Source organism: Kribbella sp. NPDC056861 (assembly GCF_040687575.1).
Lineage (GTDB): Bacteria > Actinomycetota > Actinomycetes > Propionibacteriales > Kribbellaceae > Kribbella.
Window position 1 is genome coordinate 530,116 of sequence record NZ_JBFBNQ010000002.1, and the last position, 14,529, is coordinate 544,644.

Consider the following 14,529-nt stretch of genomic DNA (forward strand, 5'->3'; position numbering starts at 1 on the left):
TTCGCGAAGTACTCCGGAACATACCTACGGCTGGGACCACGCCGGTCTGAACGGCTGGAAAACGTTACCCAAATCAAAGGTTGCGGAGCAGCCCGGTCTGGGTCTCGATCCGGCGGTAGCCCAGCCAGTGGTTGATCGCCAGCATCGGCGCGTTCGAGTCGTCGTTCGAGGTGAACGCGCCGACGATCCCGGCCGCCGCGCAACGCCGCAGCGCCACCGACTTGACCAGCTTCGCCAGCCCCTGCCCCCGGTACTGCGGAAGTGTGCCGGTCATCCCCGACCAGGCCCGGTCGCCGTCGCGTTCGATCGCCGCGAAGCTCGCCACCTCGTCGCCGGCCATCGCCGCGACGCCCAGCGACCTGTCCGAGCCCGGCGACTGCCAGACCTCCGCGACCCAGTGGTCGTAGTCCACCGAATCCATCGGCGAGTCCCCCGGCTCGTCCAGCGAGGCGATCGTGTCGGCCAGGAAGAGCTGCCGCGGTTCCAACGTGTCGAGGGTGGCGATTCGGATCCCGTCCGGCGTGGCCGGCTGGTCGGGCAGCACCCGCGGATCAACTCCTGAGTAGTGCATCTCGCGAACCGGCTCGTAACCGCGTCCGGTGGCGAACCCGACCCCGGCCGGCGTCGCGAAGGCCCGCACTCGCGTCGCACCGATCTCGCCCAGATGACTGTGCAGCCGCTCGGCCAACGCGCCGCCGATGCCGTGCCCGCGATGCTCCGGATGCACGTAGATCGACAGGCTGCTCCAGCCCGGCTCGCTGGTCCAGACATTCAGCCCGGCCGATCCCCACCCGACGATCTCGCCGCCGTCCTCCGCGACGAGGGCGAGGAACCGCTCACCAGGTCCCTGCACCGTGATCATGTGCCGGGTCGCGGCCGGCGACATCACGGAGTACGCATAGGTCTCCCGCCGCAGCCGCGAGACCGCCTCGGCGTCAGCCGCCGTCACCACCCTGATCTCCATGCCGCGACCCTATTGACGGCCCCGGCCGGCGGCCACGCATTTTGCAGTTGGAACGCGATCGCAACAGCTGTCGGGCAGCTGTGATTCTGTCCGGGGCGAGGTGGGCATTAGGGTTGGCCGGTGCCCGTTATCGCGACCACATCGCTTAGCAAACGATATCCGCGTGTGACGGCCCTGGACGAGCTGACTGTCGAGGTGGGGTCCGGCGTGACCGGACTGGTCGGAGCCAACGGAGCCGGCAAGTCGACCCTGCTGAAGATTCTGCTCGGACTGATCGCCCCGACCGCCGGAAGCGCCATCGTGCTGGGACACGACGTGGTCACCGGCGGCGAGGCGGTCCGTGCTCTCGTCGGCTACATGCCCGAGCACGACTGCCTGCCGCCCGACGTGTCGGCGACCGAGTTCGCCGTCCACCTCGCGCAGATGTCGGGCCTGCCCGCCACGGCCGCCCGCGAGCGAGCCGCCGACGTACTGCGGCATGTCGGGCTCGACGAAGCGCGCTACCGCCCGATGGGTGGCTACTCGACCGGTATGAAGCAGCGCGTCAAGCTCGCCCAGGCGCTGGTGCACGACCCCAAACTTGTTCTGCTGGACGAGCCGACCAACGGGCTCGACCCGGCTGGTCGCGACGAGATGCTGACGCTGGTCCGCCGGATCGGCACGGAGTTCGGCATTCCTGTCCTGATCACTTCGCACCTGCTCGGCGAGCTCGAGCATGTCTGCGACCACATCGTCGTGCTGGACGGCGGCCGGTTGCTCCGGTCGGAGTCCAAGGCCGCGCTGACCGGCGAGACCGGAGTACTGGCGGTCGAAGTACGGGATCTGAGTGGTCGCGATCGGTTGGGCGCCGCGCTGGAACGCGCCGGCGCCAGGGCACGGCCGGACGGTCCCCTGGTTCTCGTCGAGATCACCGGCGAGGCCACCTATGACCTGGTCCGCGACACCGTCGCCGAGCTCGGTCTCGGGCTGGTCCGGGTCGAACAGCACCGGCACCGCCTGGAAGAGGTCTTCAGTGTCTGACCAGCTCGGTCCCCCGCCCAGTCCTCAGCTCGGTCCGCCGCCCGGTCTTCAACCCGGAGTTCCGCAGCGGGCCGGCGTGATCCATGACATCGGCTACCGGCACTACGACGGTCCGCGGCTCGGCCGGTTCTCGATCTGGCAGGCGCTAGTGGTGTCGAGCCTGCGGCACGCCTACGGGCTCGGCCGCTCCGCCAAGTCGAAGATCATGCCGATCCTGCTGCTCGCGGTGATGGTGGTACCGGTCGCGATCATCGTCGGCATCGAGTCGGCGATGAAGCTCGAAGAGCCGCCGCTGACGCCGGTGCGGTACATCTCCTTCCTGCAAGCGGTCATCGCGCTCTACCTGGCCTCGCAGGCGCCGCAACTGTTCTCCCGCGACCTGCGCTACCGCTCGATCGTGCTCTACCTGGCCCGGCCGCTGCGCCGCACCGACTACGCGCTGGCCAAGCTCACCGCCCTCGTGCTGGCGCTGATGATCCTGATCGGCCTGCCCCTGGTGATCCTGTACGCCGGTGCGCTGCTCGCCAAGTTCGACTTCACCGACATGACCAAGGAGTTCCTCAGCGGCATCGTCGCGGCTCTGCTGCTGTCGATCCTGCTGGCCGCGATCGGCGGCCTGATCGCCGCGGCCACCCCGCGCCGCGGTTTCGCGGTGGCAGCGATCATCGCCGTGCTGATCGTGTCGTTCACCGCAGTGGTCACCACGGTCGCGATCCTCAGCCCCGACCCGGAGCTGCCGATCACCACCGCCGCCCGCTACGCCAACCTGGGCTCGCCTTTCACCCTGGTCGACGTGCTGCAGAGCTTCATCCTGCGCGGTGGCGGCGACTTCAAGCCGACCACCGCGCAAGGCCTGGTCTTCGCCGCCGTGTACGTCGCCCTGGTGGCCGTCTGCGTCTGGGGTGTCAACGTGCGCTACGCGAAGGTGGCTCGCGGATGAGCGTGCTCCAGATCGAGAAGGTCTCCCGCTGGTACGGCAACGTGGTCGCGGTCAACGACGTCACGATGACGATCGGCCCTGGCGTGACCGGGCTGCTTGGACCGAACGGCGCGGGCAAGTCGACACTGATCTCGATGATGGCCGGCTTCCTGCCGCCCTCCACCGGCGCGGTCACGCTGGACGGAGTACCGGTCTGGCGTAACGAGAGCTCGTACCGGCAGATCGGGCTGGTGCCCGAGACCGAGGCCGTCTACGACAGCCTGACCGGCTCTGCCTTCGTGCTCGCGAACGCCGAGTTGCAGGGGCTGCCGAATCCCGGCGCCGCGACGGCGCACGCGATCGCCACGGTGGCGATGGACGACGCAGCCGGGCGCCGCATCTCGACGTACTCGAAGGGGATGAAGCAGCGGATCAAGATGGCGGCGGCCCTCGTGCACGACCCGTCGGTGCTGCTGCTGGACGAGCCCTTCAACGGCATGGATCCGCGCCAGCGGCTGCACCTGATGGGGCTGCTGCGCACGATGGGCGCGTCGGGCCGGACGGTCTTGTTCAGCTCGCACATCCTGGAGGAGGTGCAGCAGGTCGCGACCCACATCGAGGTGGTGGTGTCCGGCCGGCACGCCGCCTCGGGTGACTACCGCGCGATCCGCACGCTGATGACGGATCGGCCGGTGCTCTATCGGCTGCGATCCTCCGACAACCGCCGGCTGGCCTCCGCCCTGATCGGCGACGCCTGTACTTCGGGCGCCGACCTGGACGGCGGCTCCCTGCAGGTGCAGGTGATCGACTTCGAACGCTTCAGCCGGATCGTGCCCGCGATGGCGCGCGACCTCGGCATCCGGCTGCTCGAGGTCGCGCCGACCGACGAGTCCCTCGAGAGCGTCTTCTCCTACCTCGTCGGGAGGCGCTGACGATGAACGTGACGATTGCCCGGCTGACGATGGCCACCCTGTTCGGTCACCGACGTGGCCTGTTGCTCTTCATCCTGCCCGGCGTCCTGCTCGCCCTGTGCGTGCTGCTGGCGCTGACCGTCGACGACAGCGCCGACTTCAGTACTGCGCTGCTGCAGCTGTTCGGGCTGGCGGTGATCGTGCCGCTGGTCTCGCTGATCGCGGCGACCGGCGCGCTCTCGTCGGAGATCGACGACGGCTCGATCGTCTACCTGCTCAGCAAGCCGATCAAGCGCTCGACCATCATCCTGACCAAGGCGCTGGTCGCGATCGGCGTGATCCTGGTGCTCGGCGCACTGCCCATGTTCGTCGCCGGGCTGATCCTGGACGCGCACCACCCGCAGGCAGCCGTTGCCTTTGGCATCGGTTCGCTGGTGGCCGGAATCGCTTACACCGCGATCTTCCTGGCCCTCTCGGTGATCTCGGGCAACGCGGTCACCATCGGCCTGATCTACGCGCTGCTGTGGGAGGGCGTGATGGGTCAGTACGTCGACGGCGCCAAGACGCTCAGCATTCAGCAGTGGTCGCTGGCCGTCATCCAGAAGCTCACCGACTCCACCGATGTCGAGTCCGCAGTGAAGCTCCCGATCGCCACCATTCTGCTGCTCGCCGTCGTTGTCGCCGGTCTCTCCCTCGCCGTCGCCCGGCTGCGCTCGCTGGTCCTTTCTACTGCTGAGTGAGGCTTCGGCTTGCCGCCAGATCGAGGGCGATGTCGGTGAGCAGGTCTTCCTGGCCACCGACCAGCCGTCGGCGGCCGGCCTCGACCAGGATCGCGCGGACCTCGGTACCGGTTCGTTCGGCAACGGCTTCCGCATGGCGCAGGAACGAGCCGTAGACCCCGGCGAATCCGAGCGTCAGCGTCTCGCGGTCGACCCGGACCGGTCGATCCTGCAGCGGCCGGACCAGCTCCTCAGCGGTATCCTGTAACGCGAACAGGTCCGCGCCCTGCTCCCAACCTCGCAGCGTGGCCACAGCAACGAACGGTTCGATCGGGCAGTTGCCGGCCCCGGCACCGAGCCCGGCCAGCGACGCATCCACCCTGGTCGCGCCTTCTTCCACAGCGATCACCGAGTTCGCGACCGCCAGCGACAGGTTCTCGTGCGCGTGGATGCCGATCTCCACCTCGTCGCCGAGCACCTCGCGGTACGCCCGCACCCGATCGCGTACGTCGTCCATCAACAACCGACCACCCGAGTCGGTGACATAGACACAATGCGCCCCGTACGACGCCATCAGCGCCGCCTGACGGGCAAGCTCCGCCGGCTCGGCGAGATGGCTCATCATCAGAAAGCCCGATACATCCATCCCGAGCTCCCGCGCCGCGGCGATGTGCTGCGCGCTGATATCCGCCTCCGTGCAGTGCGTCGCGATCCGGACCGACCGCACACCGAGCTCGTGAGCCCGCCGCAGATCCTCGACCGTCCCGATGCCCGGCAACAACAACGTGGTGAGCCGAGCCCTCGTGACTGCGCCCGCGGCCGCCTCGATCCACTCCCAGTCGGTGTGGCTTCCCGGCCCGTACACCAGCGATCCGCCGCCCAGCCCGTCACCGTGCGAGACCTCGATCGCGTCCACGCCGGCCTCGTCGAGCGCTCGCGCGATCTCAGCCACCTTGGCCGGAGTGATCCGATGCCGCAAGGCGTGCATCCCGTCCCGCAACGTCACGTCCTGCAGGAAGATCCTCATGCCGGCACCTTCCTGGATCCGGCCAGCGCTTCGGCCACCCGGAGCGCGGCACTCGTCATGATGTCGAGATTCCCCGCGTACGCCGGCAGGTAGTGCGCGGCGCCTTCAACCTCCAACAAGACGGACACCTGGTGGGTAACGCGTTCGCTGGTGAGAGTCGCGTACTTCGTGCCATCGACCGCGACGAACTGGACCTGCTGCTTCAGCCGATAGCCCGGCACGTAGGCCGCGACCCGCTGAACCATCTCGGCGACAGCCGTCCGAATCGCTTCCTGCGTTGCCGGATCGGGCGCATCGACCAACGCCAGCACGGTGTCCCGCATGATCAGCGGCGGCTCCGCCGGGTTCAGCACGATGATCGCCTTGCCCCGGCCCGCGCCACCGACCTCGACGATGGCCCGCGAGGTTGTCTCGGTGAACTCGTCGATGTTCGCCCGAGTCCCCGGTCCCGCTGAGCGAGACGCGATCGAGGCGATGATCTCGGCGTACGGCACCGGTACGACGGCCGCCAGCGCCGCCACGATCGGGATGGTCGCCTGGCCGCCGCAGGTCACCATGTTCACGTTGAGCGCGGTCAGCTCGTCGTCGAGGTTCACCGCCGGCACCACCATCGGCCCGATCGCCGCCGGCGTCAGATCGATCAACCTTTTCCCGTACGGAGCCAGCGCAGCCGCGTTGACCCGGTGAGCCGGCGCCGAGGTGGCATCGAAGACGATCGCGATCTCGCCGAAGTCCGGCAGCGCGATCAGCCCGTCGACCCCGTCCGCCGTCGTCGGCACCCCGAGCCGGGCGGCCCTGGCCAGGCCGTCGGACTTCGGATCGATCCCGACCATGGCCGCGAGCTCGAGGGTCTGCGACAGCCGGAGCACCTTGATCATCAGGTCGGTGCCGATGTTGCCCGAGCCGATCACCGCGACCTTCGTCCGCCCGGTCATGCCGGCGCCTTCACAAAGGAGGCCTGGACCGAGCCCAGGCCGCTGATCGTGGCCGTCACGAAGTCGTCGGCGCCGATCGGCACCACGGGTCCGAGCGCGCCGCTGAGCACCACCTCACCGGCGCTCAGCGGCGCACCCATCGCCAGCGCGGTGGTGGCCAGCCAAGCCAAGGCAGCCAACGGATCGCCGAGCGACGCAGTACCGGCTCCGGTGGAAGCGACCTCGCCGTTGAGACTCATCGACATCGTCACCTCACGCGGGACGAAAGCATCCAGCCCGACTCGCTCTCGCCCCAGCACGTACTGCGCGGCCGACGCGTTGTCAGCGACCGTGTCCGCGAAGGTGATGTCCCAGCCGGTGATCCGGCTGTCCACGATCTCCAGCGCCGCGACCGCGTAGTCGACCGCCTGTGCGACTGTCTCGGCGTCGAACGGCCCGGTCACCAGATCTGCCTTCAGTACAAAGGCGATCTCGGCCTCCACCCGAGGCAACAGCAACCGGTCCACCGGCAGTTCCGCCGCATCGGCGTACGCCATGTCGCTGAGCAGTACGCCGAAGTCCGGCTGATCGACGCCGAGCTGCCGCTGGACCGCTGCCGAGGTCAAGCCGATCTTGCGCCCGAGGACAGTCGCGCCGTTGCCGACCCTGGTCGCGATCCCCCGCTGCTGCACCTCGTACGCCGCCGCGCCGTCCGCGCCGATCAGCTCGCGGACCGGCGCACAGCCGATGCCGGACCTGACCGCATGAGCGAGCCGGGCCGTGGCTTCGTCGATCGATTCGGTGGAAGTCATGGCTCATCGTGCGCGAATTCCACCGGCCGTCACGGTCGGAGTTCCGCTGACCGGGACTCCCGTCTAGCCGACGATGCCGCCGTTCAAGGTCAGGCCACCGTCGATGGTGATGGTCTGGCCGGTGATCCAGGAGGCTTCGTCGGACAGCAGGAACCAGACCAGCGAGGCGACGTCGTCCGGAGTACCCAGCCGCTTCATCGGGTACGCCGCCGCGACCTTGTCCTCGCGGCCTTCGTACAGGGCCCCGGCGAACTTGGTCTTGATCACCGCCGGCGCGACCGCGTTGACCCGGATCGCCGGTGCCAGCTCGACCGCCAACTCCGCCGTGACGCGGGACAGCATCGCCTTCGTCGCGCCGTACCAGCCGATGCCGGGGGACGGCGACAGGCCGGCCACCGACGACAGGTTGACCACGGCGCCGCCGTGGGTGCGCATCCAGGCGTCGCTGCAGGCCTTGACCCAGGCGATGGTCGCCAGCACGTTCGTGTCGACCATCTTGGCCGCCACCGCGCTGTCGACGTCCAGCAGCGAGCCGTAGATCGGGTTGATGCCGGTGTTGTTCACCAGCAGATCCACCGACCCGTACGTCGCTACTGCCGCCGCCACCACGCTGGCCCGGTGAGCGCCGTCGGCGGCGTTGCCTGCCACGGCCATCGCGTTGTCCCGGCCACCCAGGTCGGCGATCGCCTCGTCCAGCGCGTCCTGCTTGCGGCCGGTGATGATCACATGGGCGCCGTCGGCCACCAGCCGCTTGGCGATCGCCAGCCCGATCCCGCGGGAGGCACCGGTGACGATCGCCGTCTTGCCCTTGAGACTCATCAGCTCAGGCGCTCCAGGATCACGGCCATGCCCTGGCCACCGCCGACGCACATCGTCTCGAGGCCGAACTGCTTGTCCTCGAACTGCAGGCCGTTGACCAGCGTGGTCATGATCCGCGCGCCGGTCGAGCCGAACGGGTGGCCGAGCGCGATCGCGCCGCCGTGCACGTTCAGCCGGTCCTCCTCGATCCCGAGCTCGCGGGCCGAGCCGATCACCTGGACGGCGAACGCCTCGTTGATCTCGACCAGGTCGATGTCGCCGATGCTCATCCCGGCCCGGGCCAGCGCCTGCTTGGTCGCCTCGACCGGTCCGAGACCCATGATCTCCGGCGACAGGCCACTCACGCCGGTGGAGACGATCCGGGCCAGCGGGGTCAGGCCGAGCTCGCGGGCCTTGGTGTCGCTCATGATCACCACGGCGGCCGCGCCGTCGTTCAGCGGGCAGCAGTTGCCGGCCGTGACGGTGCCGTCGGGGCGGAACACGGGCTTCAGCTGGCTGACCTTGTCCAGCGTCGTACCGGCGCGCGGGCCGTCGTCGTGGCTGACCACCGTGCCGTCGGGCAGCGTCACCGGGGTGATCTCGCGCTCGAAGAAGCCGTTGTTGATCGCCTTCTCGGCCAGGTTCTGCGAGCGGACGCCGAACGCGTCCTGGTCCTCGCGGCTGATCCCGCGCAGCGTCGCCACGTTCTCGGCGGTCTGACCCATCGAGATGTAGACGTCCGGGATCAGGCCGTCGGTGCGCGGGTCGTGCCAGACGTCGTTGGTCTCGGCGTACTTCTCGGTCCGCTGGACCGCGTCGGCGAAGACCTGGTTGAACGAGCTCGGGTCGCCCACCCCGGCCGAGCCGAAGTTCTTGTACCGCGAGACGCACTCGACGCCGGCGCTGACGAAGATGTCGCCCTCACCGGACTTGATCGCGTGGTAGGCCATCCGCGCGGTCTGGGTCGAGGACGCGCAGAACCGGTTGATCGTGGTGGCCGGCGTGTTGTCCCAGCCCAGCTGGACGGCGATCCGGCGGGCCATGTTGCCGCCGTGCTCGTCGTGCGGCTCGGCGCAGCCGAGCATCAGGTCCTCGATCTGGTCCCCGGTCAGGCCGGCCTTGCCGACCGCTGCCTCGATGATCTGGACGGCCAGGTCGTCCGGCCGGATGTCCTTCAGCGAACCCTTGTGGGCCCGGCCGATCGGCGAGCGCGCGGTGGAGACGATGACTGCTTCAGGCACAGCTGATTCCCTTCTACAGGCCCAGATCGCGGCCGATGAGTTCTTTCCTCATTGGCCACCCCCGTCTGACCTGCGGAGAGTAATCGCCCAAGTGGCAAATGAGGTCAACATTGGTCACTCTAGGTCATCAATGGCCAAAGGTAGACGGGTCGTAGGTCGATGGTAGGTCGCCACAAACCCGACTCAACAGACCGGCGTGTCGAGTGTGACCGGTGACTCAGCGAGGATGGCCGGTAGATGCGAGTGGGCCCGCTCCGCTGCCGCTAGCGCCTCGGCCTCCGCAGGGGCCACTAGCCGCTCGTCGGCCTCAGAATCGGTGCCTGTGGCCAGCGATCGTGTCCCGAACCGCAGCCCCTGCCTGCGCGGTCTGGCGGTGGTCGGCTGGTCGTGCAAGGTCGTCTCCAGTCCAGTCATGGCATCGGCCGCAGTAGCCGTACTCGATGTCTCGGGGATGTTGGCTTCTGGTATCGCAGCGGGGGCACTGGAAGTACCGGTGTACGGGTCGCTCGGTCATAGCGGAGCAACTCCTCGAGAGCGCACCTCTAGAGCCAAGGTGACCACCGTGTGATCACCGATCACCCAGCCATAGGTCTCGTCGTGCGGGTAGCCCAGAGCCTCCGCGATGATGCTCGCGGCTTCGTTCATCTCGCGCAGCATGGCCAGCTCGCGTTCGGTCAGCTCGTTCATCGCGCCAGCGTTCGCAGAAGCCGTCGGGCCGCGTGCCGGATCCTGCTGGACCAGGACGGCCGGGTGTGCCGGGGCGGTGGAGGCACGAGGTGCAGCCAGCGCTCGTCATCCGGTTTGTGGGCTGGGTGGAATCGCCGCCGAGTCATCGGCGGTCCTGTTGGTCGACCGGTAGTGCGTCGGTACTCAATGCCTTATCCTCTCGATGTTTTGCAACGGGCGGGCCGCGGTTGATGGCAGCGGCCCGCCCGCTCCCCCGATGGAGCCCCTGCCGCGCCCAGTGCTCCTAGGCATCTTTTGGGCAGGGTGCAGCCGACGCCGGGGGCGGCTACTGAGGGGGGTTGTGCCTCCCCAGGCGTCGGCGTCTGGTTGGTACTCAGTTGCGGATATGGCCGCGCACGTCGGGGTGCAAGTGCTCCTTGCGCCCCTGCCGGTCCTGCCTTTGGCGTACGGCCGGCGGGCCTCTATCGCGGTTGCCGCTGCTCTTCGTAGAGCAAGCCGTCCGCGATCATTTCGCGTATCTGTTCGATGTCAGCCCCCGTGAACCTGGGACGCTTCCCCACCATGATGTACGGCACCTTGCCTGTGTTCCTCCAGCGCTGCAAGGTCCGTCTTGACACCCCCAACTGCGTAGCCGCCTCCTGGTAGGAGAAGGGCTTGCGCAAGTACTCCTCACGCAGGTTGTACATCCGCAGCGTGTCGTTCAACTCATCGATGAACTCCCTGTTGGTGAGGTTGTTCTCTCTGACCACAAGGACAGGCTCCCCATTCTTGTCCTCCGTCATCCACACTGCCCGAGTCCCAAATCTGACCCCTCGGACCCGCACTCAATAGCCACCTCCAATCTCCGGTATCCCCCTGGTTCCGTTGACGGACGGCCACCCATCCATCGAATAGGCAATGACCGTAATCTGACGATCAGGTCAGTAGGAAGCTTTCTCAGGCAACTATTATTCCAAAAGTGGCCAGGTTCGGCCAAGCAATAGACACGGCTCCGAAGCGCCGTTGCAACAAGGTGCAATCTCGGCCGGATGGCTTGAATTCTGGCCCGGAGCGGCTAGTAGCGGCCAATGCTGGCCCAAACTGGCACCACCTGGACACCCCTCTTGCACGGTTTCGCCTCTTCCGGATTTTGTTGCCTTTAGCAAGGCGACACACCGTGAAGGGAGCAATCGTTGTCTACAGCAACCGCGAAGATGCTGAACGAAACCGAGTTGGCTGCTCGGCTGGGCGTGTCTCATCGAACCGTCCGGCGCATCCGCGCCCAGGGTCGGATCAGCTACTCAAGGGTCGGGGCCGGGACCCAAGGAAGCGTCCAGTTCAGCGAGGACGACATCGCGCAGTACCTCGCCAGCAACCGGTTTGAAGTGACCTCACCCAAGCCCGTGCGCAAGCCTCGCCGGAAGGCGTCGTGACCGCCGCCTACCAGGTCCTCGACCCCGTCGACGCCCACTCGCCGGAGTGGCATGAACAGCGGGCTCGCGGCCTGGGCGGGTCCGACGCCTCGGCGATCCTCGGCCTCAATCCGTACAAGTCGGCGTTCACCATCTGGCAGGAGAAAACCGGCAAGGTACCGGCCGACACCGCATCGCCTTCGGAGGCCGCCTACTGGGGCACTCAGTTGGAACCGGTCCTCGCCGACGAGTTGGCCAAGAGGCTAGAGACCGACCTGACCAGCGACCTCCAGCTACGGCCGGCCGTTGGATCCCTACAGTCGATCGCCAGGCCCTGGCAACTCGCTAACGTCGACCGATTGGTCTACGCCTGTCAGTCAGGCACCGACAGATCCGCTGAACCGGTAGCTGTTGCCGAGATCAAGACCGTTGGCCTTCGCAACGCCGCCGACTGGGCCGAACCGGATGGCATCGGTAAGCACGCCCTGATCCAGGGCGTCCACTACATGGCCGTGACCGGCGTGCCGGTCGTCTACTTCGGTTGCCTGGTCGGAGGTCAAGAGTTCCGGTGGCGAGCGCTCGACCGGGACAGCCACTTGGAGGAGTACCTCCTCGAACGCGAGGAGGAGTTCTGGCGCCTGGTCCAAAGTGACACACCGCCGCCGATCGACGGATCGGATTCCACCCGCGACACCTTGGGTCGGGTCTATCCGAAGGCCACCCCGGATAAGTCGGTGGACCTCGGCATCGGTGCTGCCTCACTGCTGGCCCAGCGCAACAAGCTGGCCGACGACATCCGGTCGGCCGAGGAGATCCGCCAGGCCATCGACAGCGCCATCAAGGACATCTTGGGCGAGGCCGAGGTCGGCCTCCTGCACGGTGAGCCCGCTGTCCGCTGGGGCAACGTCTCCGGCCGCAGATCCATCAACTCCAAGGCGCTGCGCGCGGACTATCCCGAGATCGCCGATCAGTACACGGTCACCGGCGACCCGTACCGCCGCTTCGCCATCCTCTAGAAGGGAGCACCCATCGTGGCAACCGCCGACTCCGTCCGCGAGGAACTTGCCCACAGCAAGGAAGTTGCGCAGAGCCGCCCGCCGCAGTCCAAGGCGGACAACGTCATCAGCATGATCAACCGATCTCTTCCCGAGATCGCGAAAGCCCTACCGCAGCATGTGAAGCCGGAGCGGATCGCCCGCATCGCCACCACCGCAGTACGGGTCACGCCGAAGCTGGCCGACTGCACCCAGACCTCGTTCCTGGGCGCGCTGCTCACCGCCGCCCAGCTCGGCCTGGAGCCGAACACCCCGACTGGTGAGGCGTATCTGCTGCCGTTCGGACGCAACGTGCAGTTGATCATCGGCTACCGCGGCTACATCAAGCTGGCCAACCAGTCCGGCCAGGTCCGCAACATCATGGCGATGACGGTCTACGAGAACGACCACTTCGACTACAAGTACGGGTCGAACCCGTTCCTCGAGCACACCCCGATCCTGGGTCAGGACCCCGGCCCGGTGAAGTGCTGGTACGCCTGCGCAACCTTCACCAACGGCGGCACCAACTTCGTCGTCCTCGACAAGTTCAAGGTGGAGGCGTACCGAGCCCGCGCCCGGTCCAAGGACGACGGCCCCTGGGTCACCGACTACGACGCAATGGCCCGCAAGACCTGCATCCGCCGCCTCGCGCCCTACCTGCCGATGAGCGTCGAGCTGGCCCAAGCGATGCAGGTGGACGAAGAGATCTCGACCTTCACCCCAGGCGTCTCCGACCCCGAGGTTCTGGCCACCCTCGCGGGCGTGGACACCGGTAGCGGGGAGGCAGCATGAGGCTCCAGATTCTGGAACTGCCACTAGACCATTCATCCGATGGCCAGGTGCAGACCCCGTTCGCACTCGTCGTCGATCGCTGCGACATCACCGACGTGCAGTACAGCACGTCCGGCCTGGGCGACTTCGCCAAGTCGGCCGGTGCTCGCGCGCTCCTGGTGACTCCTGATGAAGTGGAGCTGCCATGAACTCGGTCGGTTCCCAGTTCATCGATGCCACGTTCTACGCCCAGGTCGTCCCCGAGTTCCACGCGACCGGCGACACCCTGAAGTCCGCGCGAGTCGCCCGGATCACCCAGCGCCGACCAGAGGTACCGCTCGGCGGCTCGGTGCTGGTCAGGCTGACCTTGCGCCTGCCCAAGTCGGTGCTGCTCCCATTGCGGCCCACGGTCGTTGTGATCCCCGAGAACCAGACCACCGTCACGGTCGAGGTCGAGGAGCCGTGAGCACGGCCGAACTGTACCGCCGCCTGATGCGGGAACGGTTCGGCGCACTCACAGATCTAGAGGCCGAAGGCAACGGCCGGCGCGTACAGCCGCGCCCGGACCTGTCCCCACCAGACGAACGGCAGGGACAGGCCAGACGACTCAAAGACCTTGAGGAGGCGATCAGCGATGGGAAGCACTAGATGCCGAGATCGGGTAAGCGATGGGTCCCCATCGACTGGAACTTCTTCGATGACGGGTACGCCGACGACCTCACTGACGCGGCGATGGTGCTGTTCCAGCGCATCCTCATCGATTGTCACAGAAGAGATACAAACGGGATCGTCTCGACATCGTCTCTGCGTCATCTCGGCCGCAAAGGCTGGCAGAACAGTTTCCGTCTCTTGCTCCGTTCCGGCCGGATTAGCCAGAAGGACGACCAGACCTACTACATCCCGTCCTGGGACAAGTGGCACGAACCCATCGACGCTATTCATGCACGTCGCGCCGCAGATCGACAGCGAAAGCGGCTCAAGAATGGCATTCCGCGCGGAGCCTTCCGCATCCCGGACTGACCGCTAAGACGATGACCCTATTCCGCACGGAATAGAGCCAATCCGGATTTCTATTCCGTGCGGATTCCGGTTCTTAGATCAGATCAGAGGTAGATGGCTGGTCTTACCTGTACCCCTACCCGCGCGCGCAGATCTAGACGAAAGGGACAGCTGTGGAAACTGTGGACAGACCTGTGGATGTCCCGCTTCCCCTTGAGGGCATGGCGGACGAGGCACCGCGCCCCCGAGTCGCCCCAGCCTTGGGCCAGCGACGGTCCGCGACCTACCGGCGCTTACACCGCGTCACCCATCGCTGCGACGA

At 67.1% G+C, this 14,529-nt stretch carries 18 protein-coding genes; 10 read left to right on the forward strand and 8 right to left on the reverse strand.

Annotation, left to right across the window (positions count from 1 at the left end; translation table 11 throughout):
• Positions 1–73 precede the first annotated feature (73 nt).
• Positions 74–964 (reverse strand): GNAT family N-acetyltransferase, encoded by an 891-nt coding sequence (locus tag AB0P21_RS09490; RefSeq protein WP_363695176.1) that lies wholly within the window; start codon positions 962–964, stop codon positions 74–76.
• A gap of 165 nt (positions 965–1,129) precedes the next feature.
• On the opposite strand from AB0P21_RS09490, the gene AB0P21_RS09495 reads away from it, so the two are divergent.
• The 4 genes from AB0P21_RS09495 to AB0P21_RS09510 are packed head-to-tail and all read left to right on the forward strand — an operon-like array spanning position 1,130 to position 4,554.
• Positions 1,130–1,984, forward strand: coding sequence for an ABC transporter ATP-binding protein (locus AB0P21_RS09495; protein ID WP_363695178.1), 855 nt, complete (start codon positions 1,130–1,132; stop codon positions 1,982–1,984).
• The gene (locus tag AB0P21_RS09500) at positions 1,977–2,924 is read left to right on the forward strand and encodes an ABC transporter permease subunit (RefSeq protein ID WP_363695179.1); all 948 of its coding nucleotides are present in this window, start codon (positions 1,977–1,979) and stop codon (positions 2,922–2,924) included. The genes AB0P21_RS09495 and AB0P21_RS09500 overlap by 8 nt, the downstream gene beginning before the upstream one ends.
• Positions 2,921–3,835, forward strand: coding sequence for an ABC transporter ATP-binding protein (locus AB0P21_RS09505; protein WP_363695180.1), 915 nt, complete (start codon positions 2,921–2,923; stop codon positions 3,833–3,835). The genes AB0P21_RS09500 and AB0P21_RS09505 overlap by 4 nt, the downstream gene beginning before the upstream one ends.
• Positions 3,836–3,837: 2 nt before the next feature.
• Positions 3,838–4,554, forward strand: coding sequence for an ABC transporter permease subunit (locus AB0P21_RS09510; protein ID WP_363695182.1), 717 nt, complete (start codon positions 3,838–3,840; stop codon positions 4,552–4,554).
• Here AB0P21_RS09510 and dmpG read toward each other — a convergent pair.
• The 7 genes from dmpG to AB0P21_RS09545 all read right to left on the reverse strand — a co-directional run bounded on the left by dmpG (position 4,541) and on the right by AB0P21_RS09545 (position 10,794).
• The gene (gene dmpG / locus AB0P21_RS09515; protein ID WP_363695184.1) at positions 4,541–5,560 is read right to left on the reverse strand and encodes a 4-hydroxy-2-oxovalerate aldolase; all 1,020 of its coding nucleotides are present in this window, start codon (positions 5,558–5,560) and stop codon (positions 4,541–4,543) included. The two genes, AB0P21_RS09510 and dmpG, sit on opposite strands and share 14 nt — an antisense overlap.
• Positions 5,557–6,495, reverse strand: a complete 939-nt coding sequence (locus tag AB0P21_RS09520) for an acetaldehyde dehydrogenase (acetylating) (RefSeq protein ID WP_363695186.1) — start codon at positions 6,493–6,495, stop codon at positions 5,557–5,559. Before AB0P21_RS09520 ends, dmpG begins: the two co-directional genes overlap by 4 nt.
• The gene (locus tag AB0P21_RS09525; RefSeq protein ID WP_363695187.1) at positions 6,492–7,286 is read right to left on the reverse strand and encodes a fumarylacetoacetate hydrolase family protein; all 795 of its coding nucleotides are present in this window, start codon (positions 7,284–7,286) and stop codon (positions 6,492–6,494) included. Before AB0P21_RS09525 ends, AB0P21_RS09520 begins: the two co-directional genes overlap by 4 nt.
• A gap of 63 nt (positions 7,287–7,349) precedes the next feature.
• Positions 7,350–8,105: an SDR family oxidoreductase gene (locus AB0P21_RS09530; RefSeq protein WP_363695188.1), complete on the reverse strand. Its 756-nt coding sequence runs from the start codon at positions 8,103–8,105 to the stop codon at positions 7,350–7,352.
• On the reverse strand, positions 8,105–9,325 hold the full coding sequence (locus AB0P21_RS09535; protein ID WP_363695190.1) for an acetyl-CoA C-acetyltransferase: 1,221 nt from the start codon (positions 9,323–9,325) through the stop codon (positions 8,105–8,107). The genes AB0P21_RS09530 and AB0P21_RS09535 overlap by 1 nt, the downstream gene beginning before the upstream one ends.
• 510 nt (positions 9,326–9,835) lie before the next feature.
• On the reverse strand, positions 9,836–10,012 hold the full coding sequence (locus AB0P21_RS09540; protein WP_363695191.1) for a hypothetical protein: 177 nt from the start codon (positions 10,010–10,012) through the stop codon (positions 9,836–9,838).
• Between the two features lie 461 nt (positions 10,013–10,473).
• Positions 10,474–10,794, reverse strand: coding sequence for a helix-turn-helix domain-containing protein (locus AB0P21_RS09545; RefSeq protein ID WP_363695192.1), 321 nt, complete (start codon positions 10,792–10,794; stop codon positions 10,474–10,476).
• A 411-nt stretch (positions 10,795–11,205) separates the two neighbouring features.
• Between AB0P21_RS09545 and AB0P21_RS09550 the strand changes: the two genes are divergently transcribed.
• The 6 genes from AB0P21_RS09550 to AB0P21_RS09575 all read left to right on the forward strand — a co-directional run bounded on the left by AB0P21_RS09550 (position 11,206) and on the right by AB0P21_RS09575 (position 14,228).
• Positions 11,206–11,424 (forward strand): helix-turn-helix domain-containing protein, encoded by a 219-nt coding sequence (locus AB0P21_RS09550; RefSeq protein ID WP_363696469.1) that lies wholly within the window; start codon positions 11,206–11,208, stop codon positions 11,422–11,424.
• Entirely contained in the window at positions 11,421–12,419 is a 999-nt protein-coding gene (locus AB0P21_RS09555; protein ID WP_363695194.1) for a lambda-exonuclease family protein, read from the forward strand. The genes AB0P21_RS09550 and AB0P21_RS09555 overlap by 4 nt, the downstream gene beginning before the upstream one ends.
• A gap of 15 nt (positions 12,420–12,434) precedes the next feature.
• Complete coding sequence (locus AB0P21_RS09560) at positions 12,435–13,229, forward strand: recombinase RecT (protein WP_363695195.1); 795 nt, start codon at positions 12,435–12,437, stop codon at positions 13,227–13,229.
• Positions 13,226–13,417, forward strand: a complete 192-nt coding sequence (locus AB0P21_RS09565; RefSeq protein WP_363695196.1) for a hypothetical protein — start codon at positions 13,226–13,228, stop codon at positions 13,415–13,417. Before AB0P21_RS09560 ends, AB0P21_RS09565 begins: the two co-directional genes overlap by 4 nt.
• A complete protein-coding gene (locus AB0P21_RS09570; RefSeq protein ID WP_363695197.1) occupies positions 13,414–13,674 on the forward strand; it encodes a hypothetical protein in 261 nt (86 codons plus the stop codon). The genes AB0P21_RS09565 and AB0P21_RS09570 overlap by 4 nt, the downstream gene beginning before the upstream one ends.
• Before the next feature lie 182 nt (positions 13,675–13,856).
• Positions 13,857–14,228, forward strand: a complete 372-nt coding sequence (locus AB0P21_RS09575) for a hypothetical protein (RefSeq protein ID WP_363695199.1) — start codon at positions 13,857–13,859, stop codon at positions 14,226–14,228.
• Positions 14,229–14,529 lie beyond the last annotated feature (301 nt).

Excerpts from the sequence above, each read along its gene's own strand:
- AB0P21_RS09545 (WP_363695192.1), bottom strand. The coding sequence starts at position 10,794 with ATGACGGAGGACAAGAATGGGGAGCCTGTCCTTGTGGTCAGAGAGAAC.
- AB0P21_RS09525 (WP_363695187.1), bottom strand. The coding sequence starts at position 7,286 with ATGACTTCCACCGAATCGATCGACGAAGCCACGGCCCGGCTCGCTCAT.
- AB0P21_RS09520 (WP_363695186.1), bottom strand. The coding sequence starts at position 6,495 with ATGACCGGGCGGACGAAGGTCGCGGTGATCGGCTCGGGCAACATCGGC.
- AB0P21_RS09570 (WP_363695197.1), top strand. The coding sequence starts at position 13,414 with ATGAACTCGGTCGGTTCCCAGTTCATCGATGCCACGTTCTACGCCCAG.
- AB0P21_RS09575 (WP_363695199.1), top strand. The coding sequence starts at position 13,857 with ATGCCGAGATCGGGTAAGCGATGGGTCCCCATCGACTGGAACTTCTTC.
- AB0P21_RS09490 (WP_363695176.1), bottom strand. The coding sequence starts at position 964 with ATGGAGATCAGGGTGGTGACGGCGGCTGACGCCGAGGCGGTCTCGCGG.
- AB0P21_RS09510 (WP_363695182.1), top strand. The coding sequence starts at position 3,838 with ATGAACGTGACGATTGCCCGGCTGACGATGGCCACCCTGTTCGGTCAC.
- AB0P21_RS09540 (WP_363695191.1), bottom strand. The coding sequence starts at position 10,012 with ATGAACGAGCTGACCGAACGCGAGCTGGCCATGCTGCGCGAGATGAAC.
- AB0P21_RS09505 (WP_363695180.1), top strand. The coding sequence starts at position 2,921 with ATGAGCGTGCTCCAGATCGAGAAGGTCTCCCGCTGGTACGGCAACGTG.
- dmpG (WP_363695184.1), bottom strand. The coding sequence starts at position 5,560 with ATGAGGATCTTCCTGCAGGACGTGACGTTGCGGGACGGGATGCACGCC.
- AB0P21_RS09565 (WP_363695196.1), top strand. The coding sequence starts at position 13,226 with ATGAGGCTCCAGATTCTGGAACTGCCACTAGACCATTCATCCGATGGC.
- AB0P21_RS09550 (WP_363696469.1), top strand. The coding sequence starts at position 11,206 with ATGCTGAACGAAACCGAGTTGGCTGCTCGGCTGGGCGTGTCTCATCGA.
- AB0P21_RS09530 (WP_363695188.1), bottom strand. The coding sequence starts at position 8,105 with ATGAGTCTCAAGGGCAAGACGGCGATCGTCACCGGTGCCTCCCGCGGG.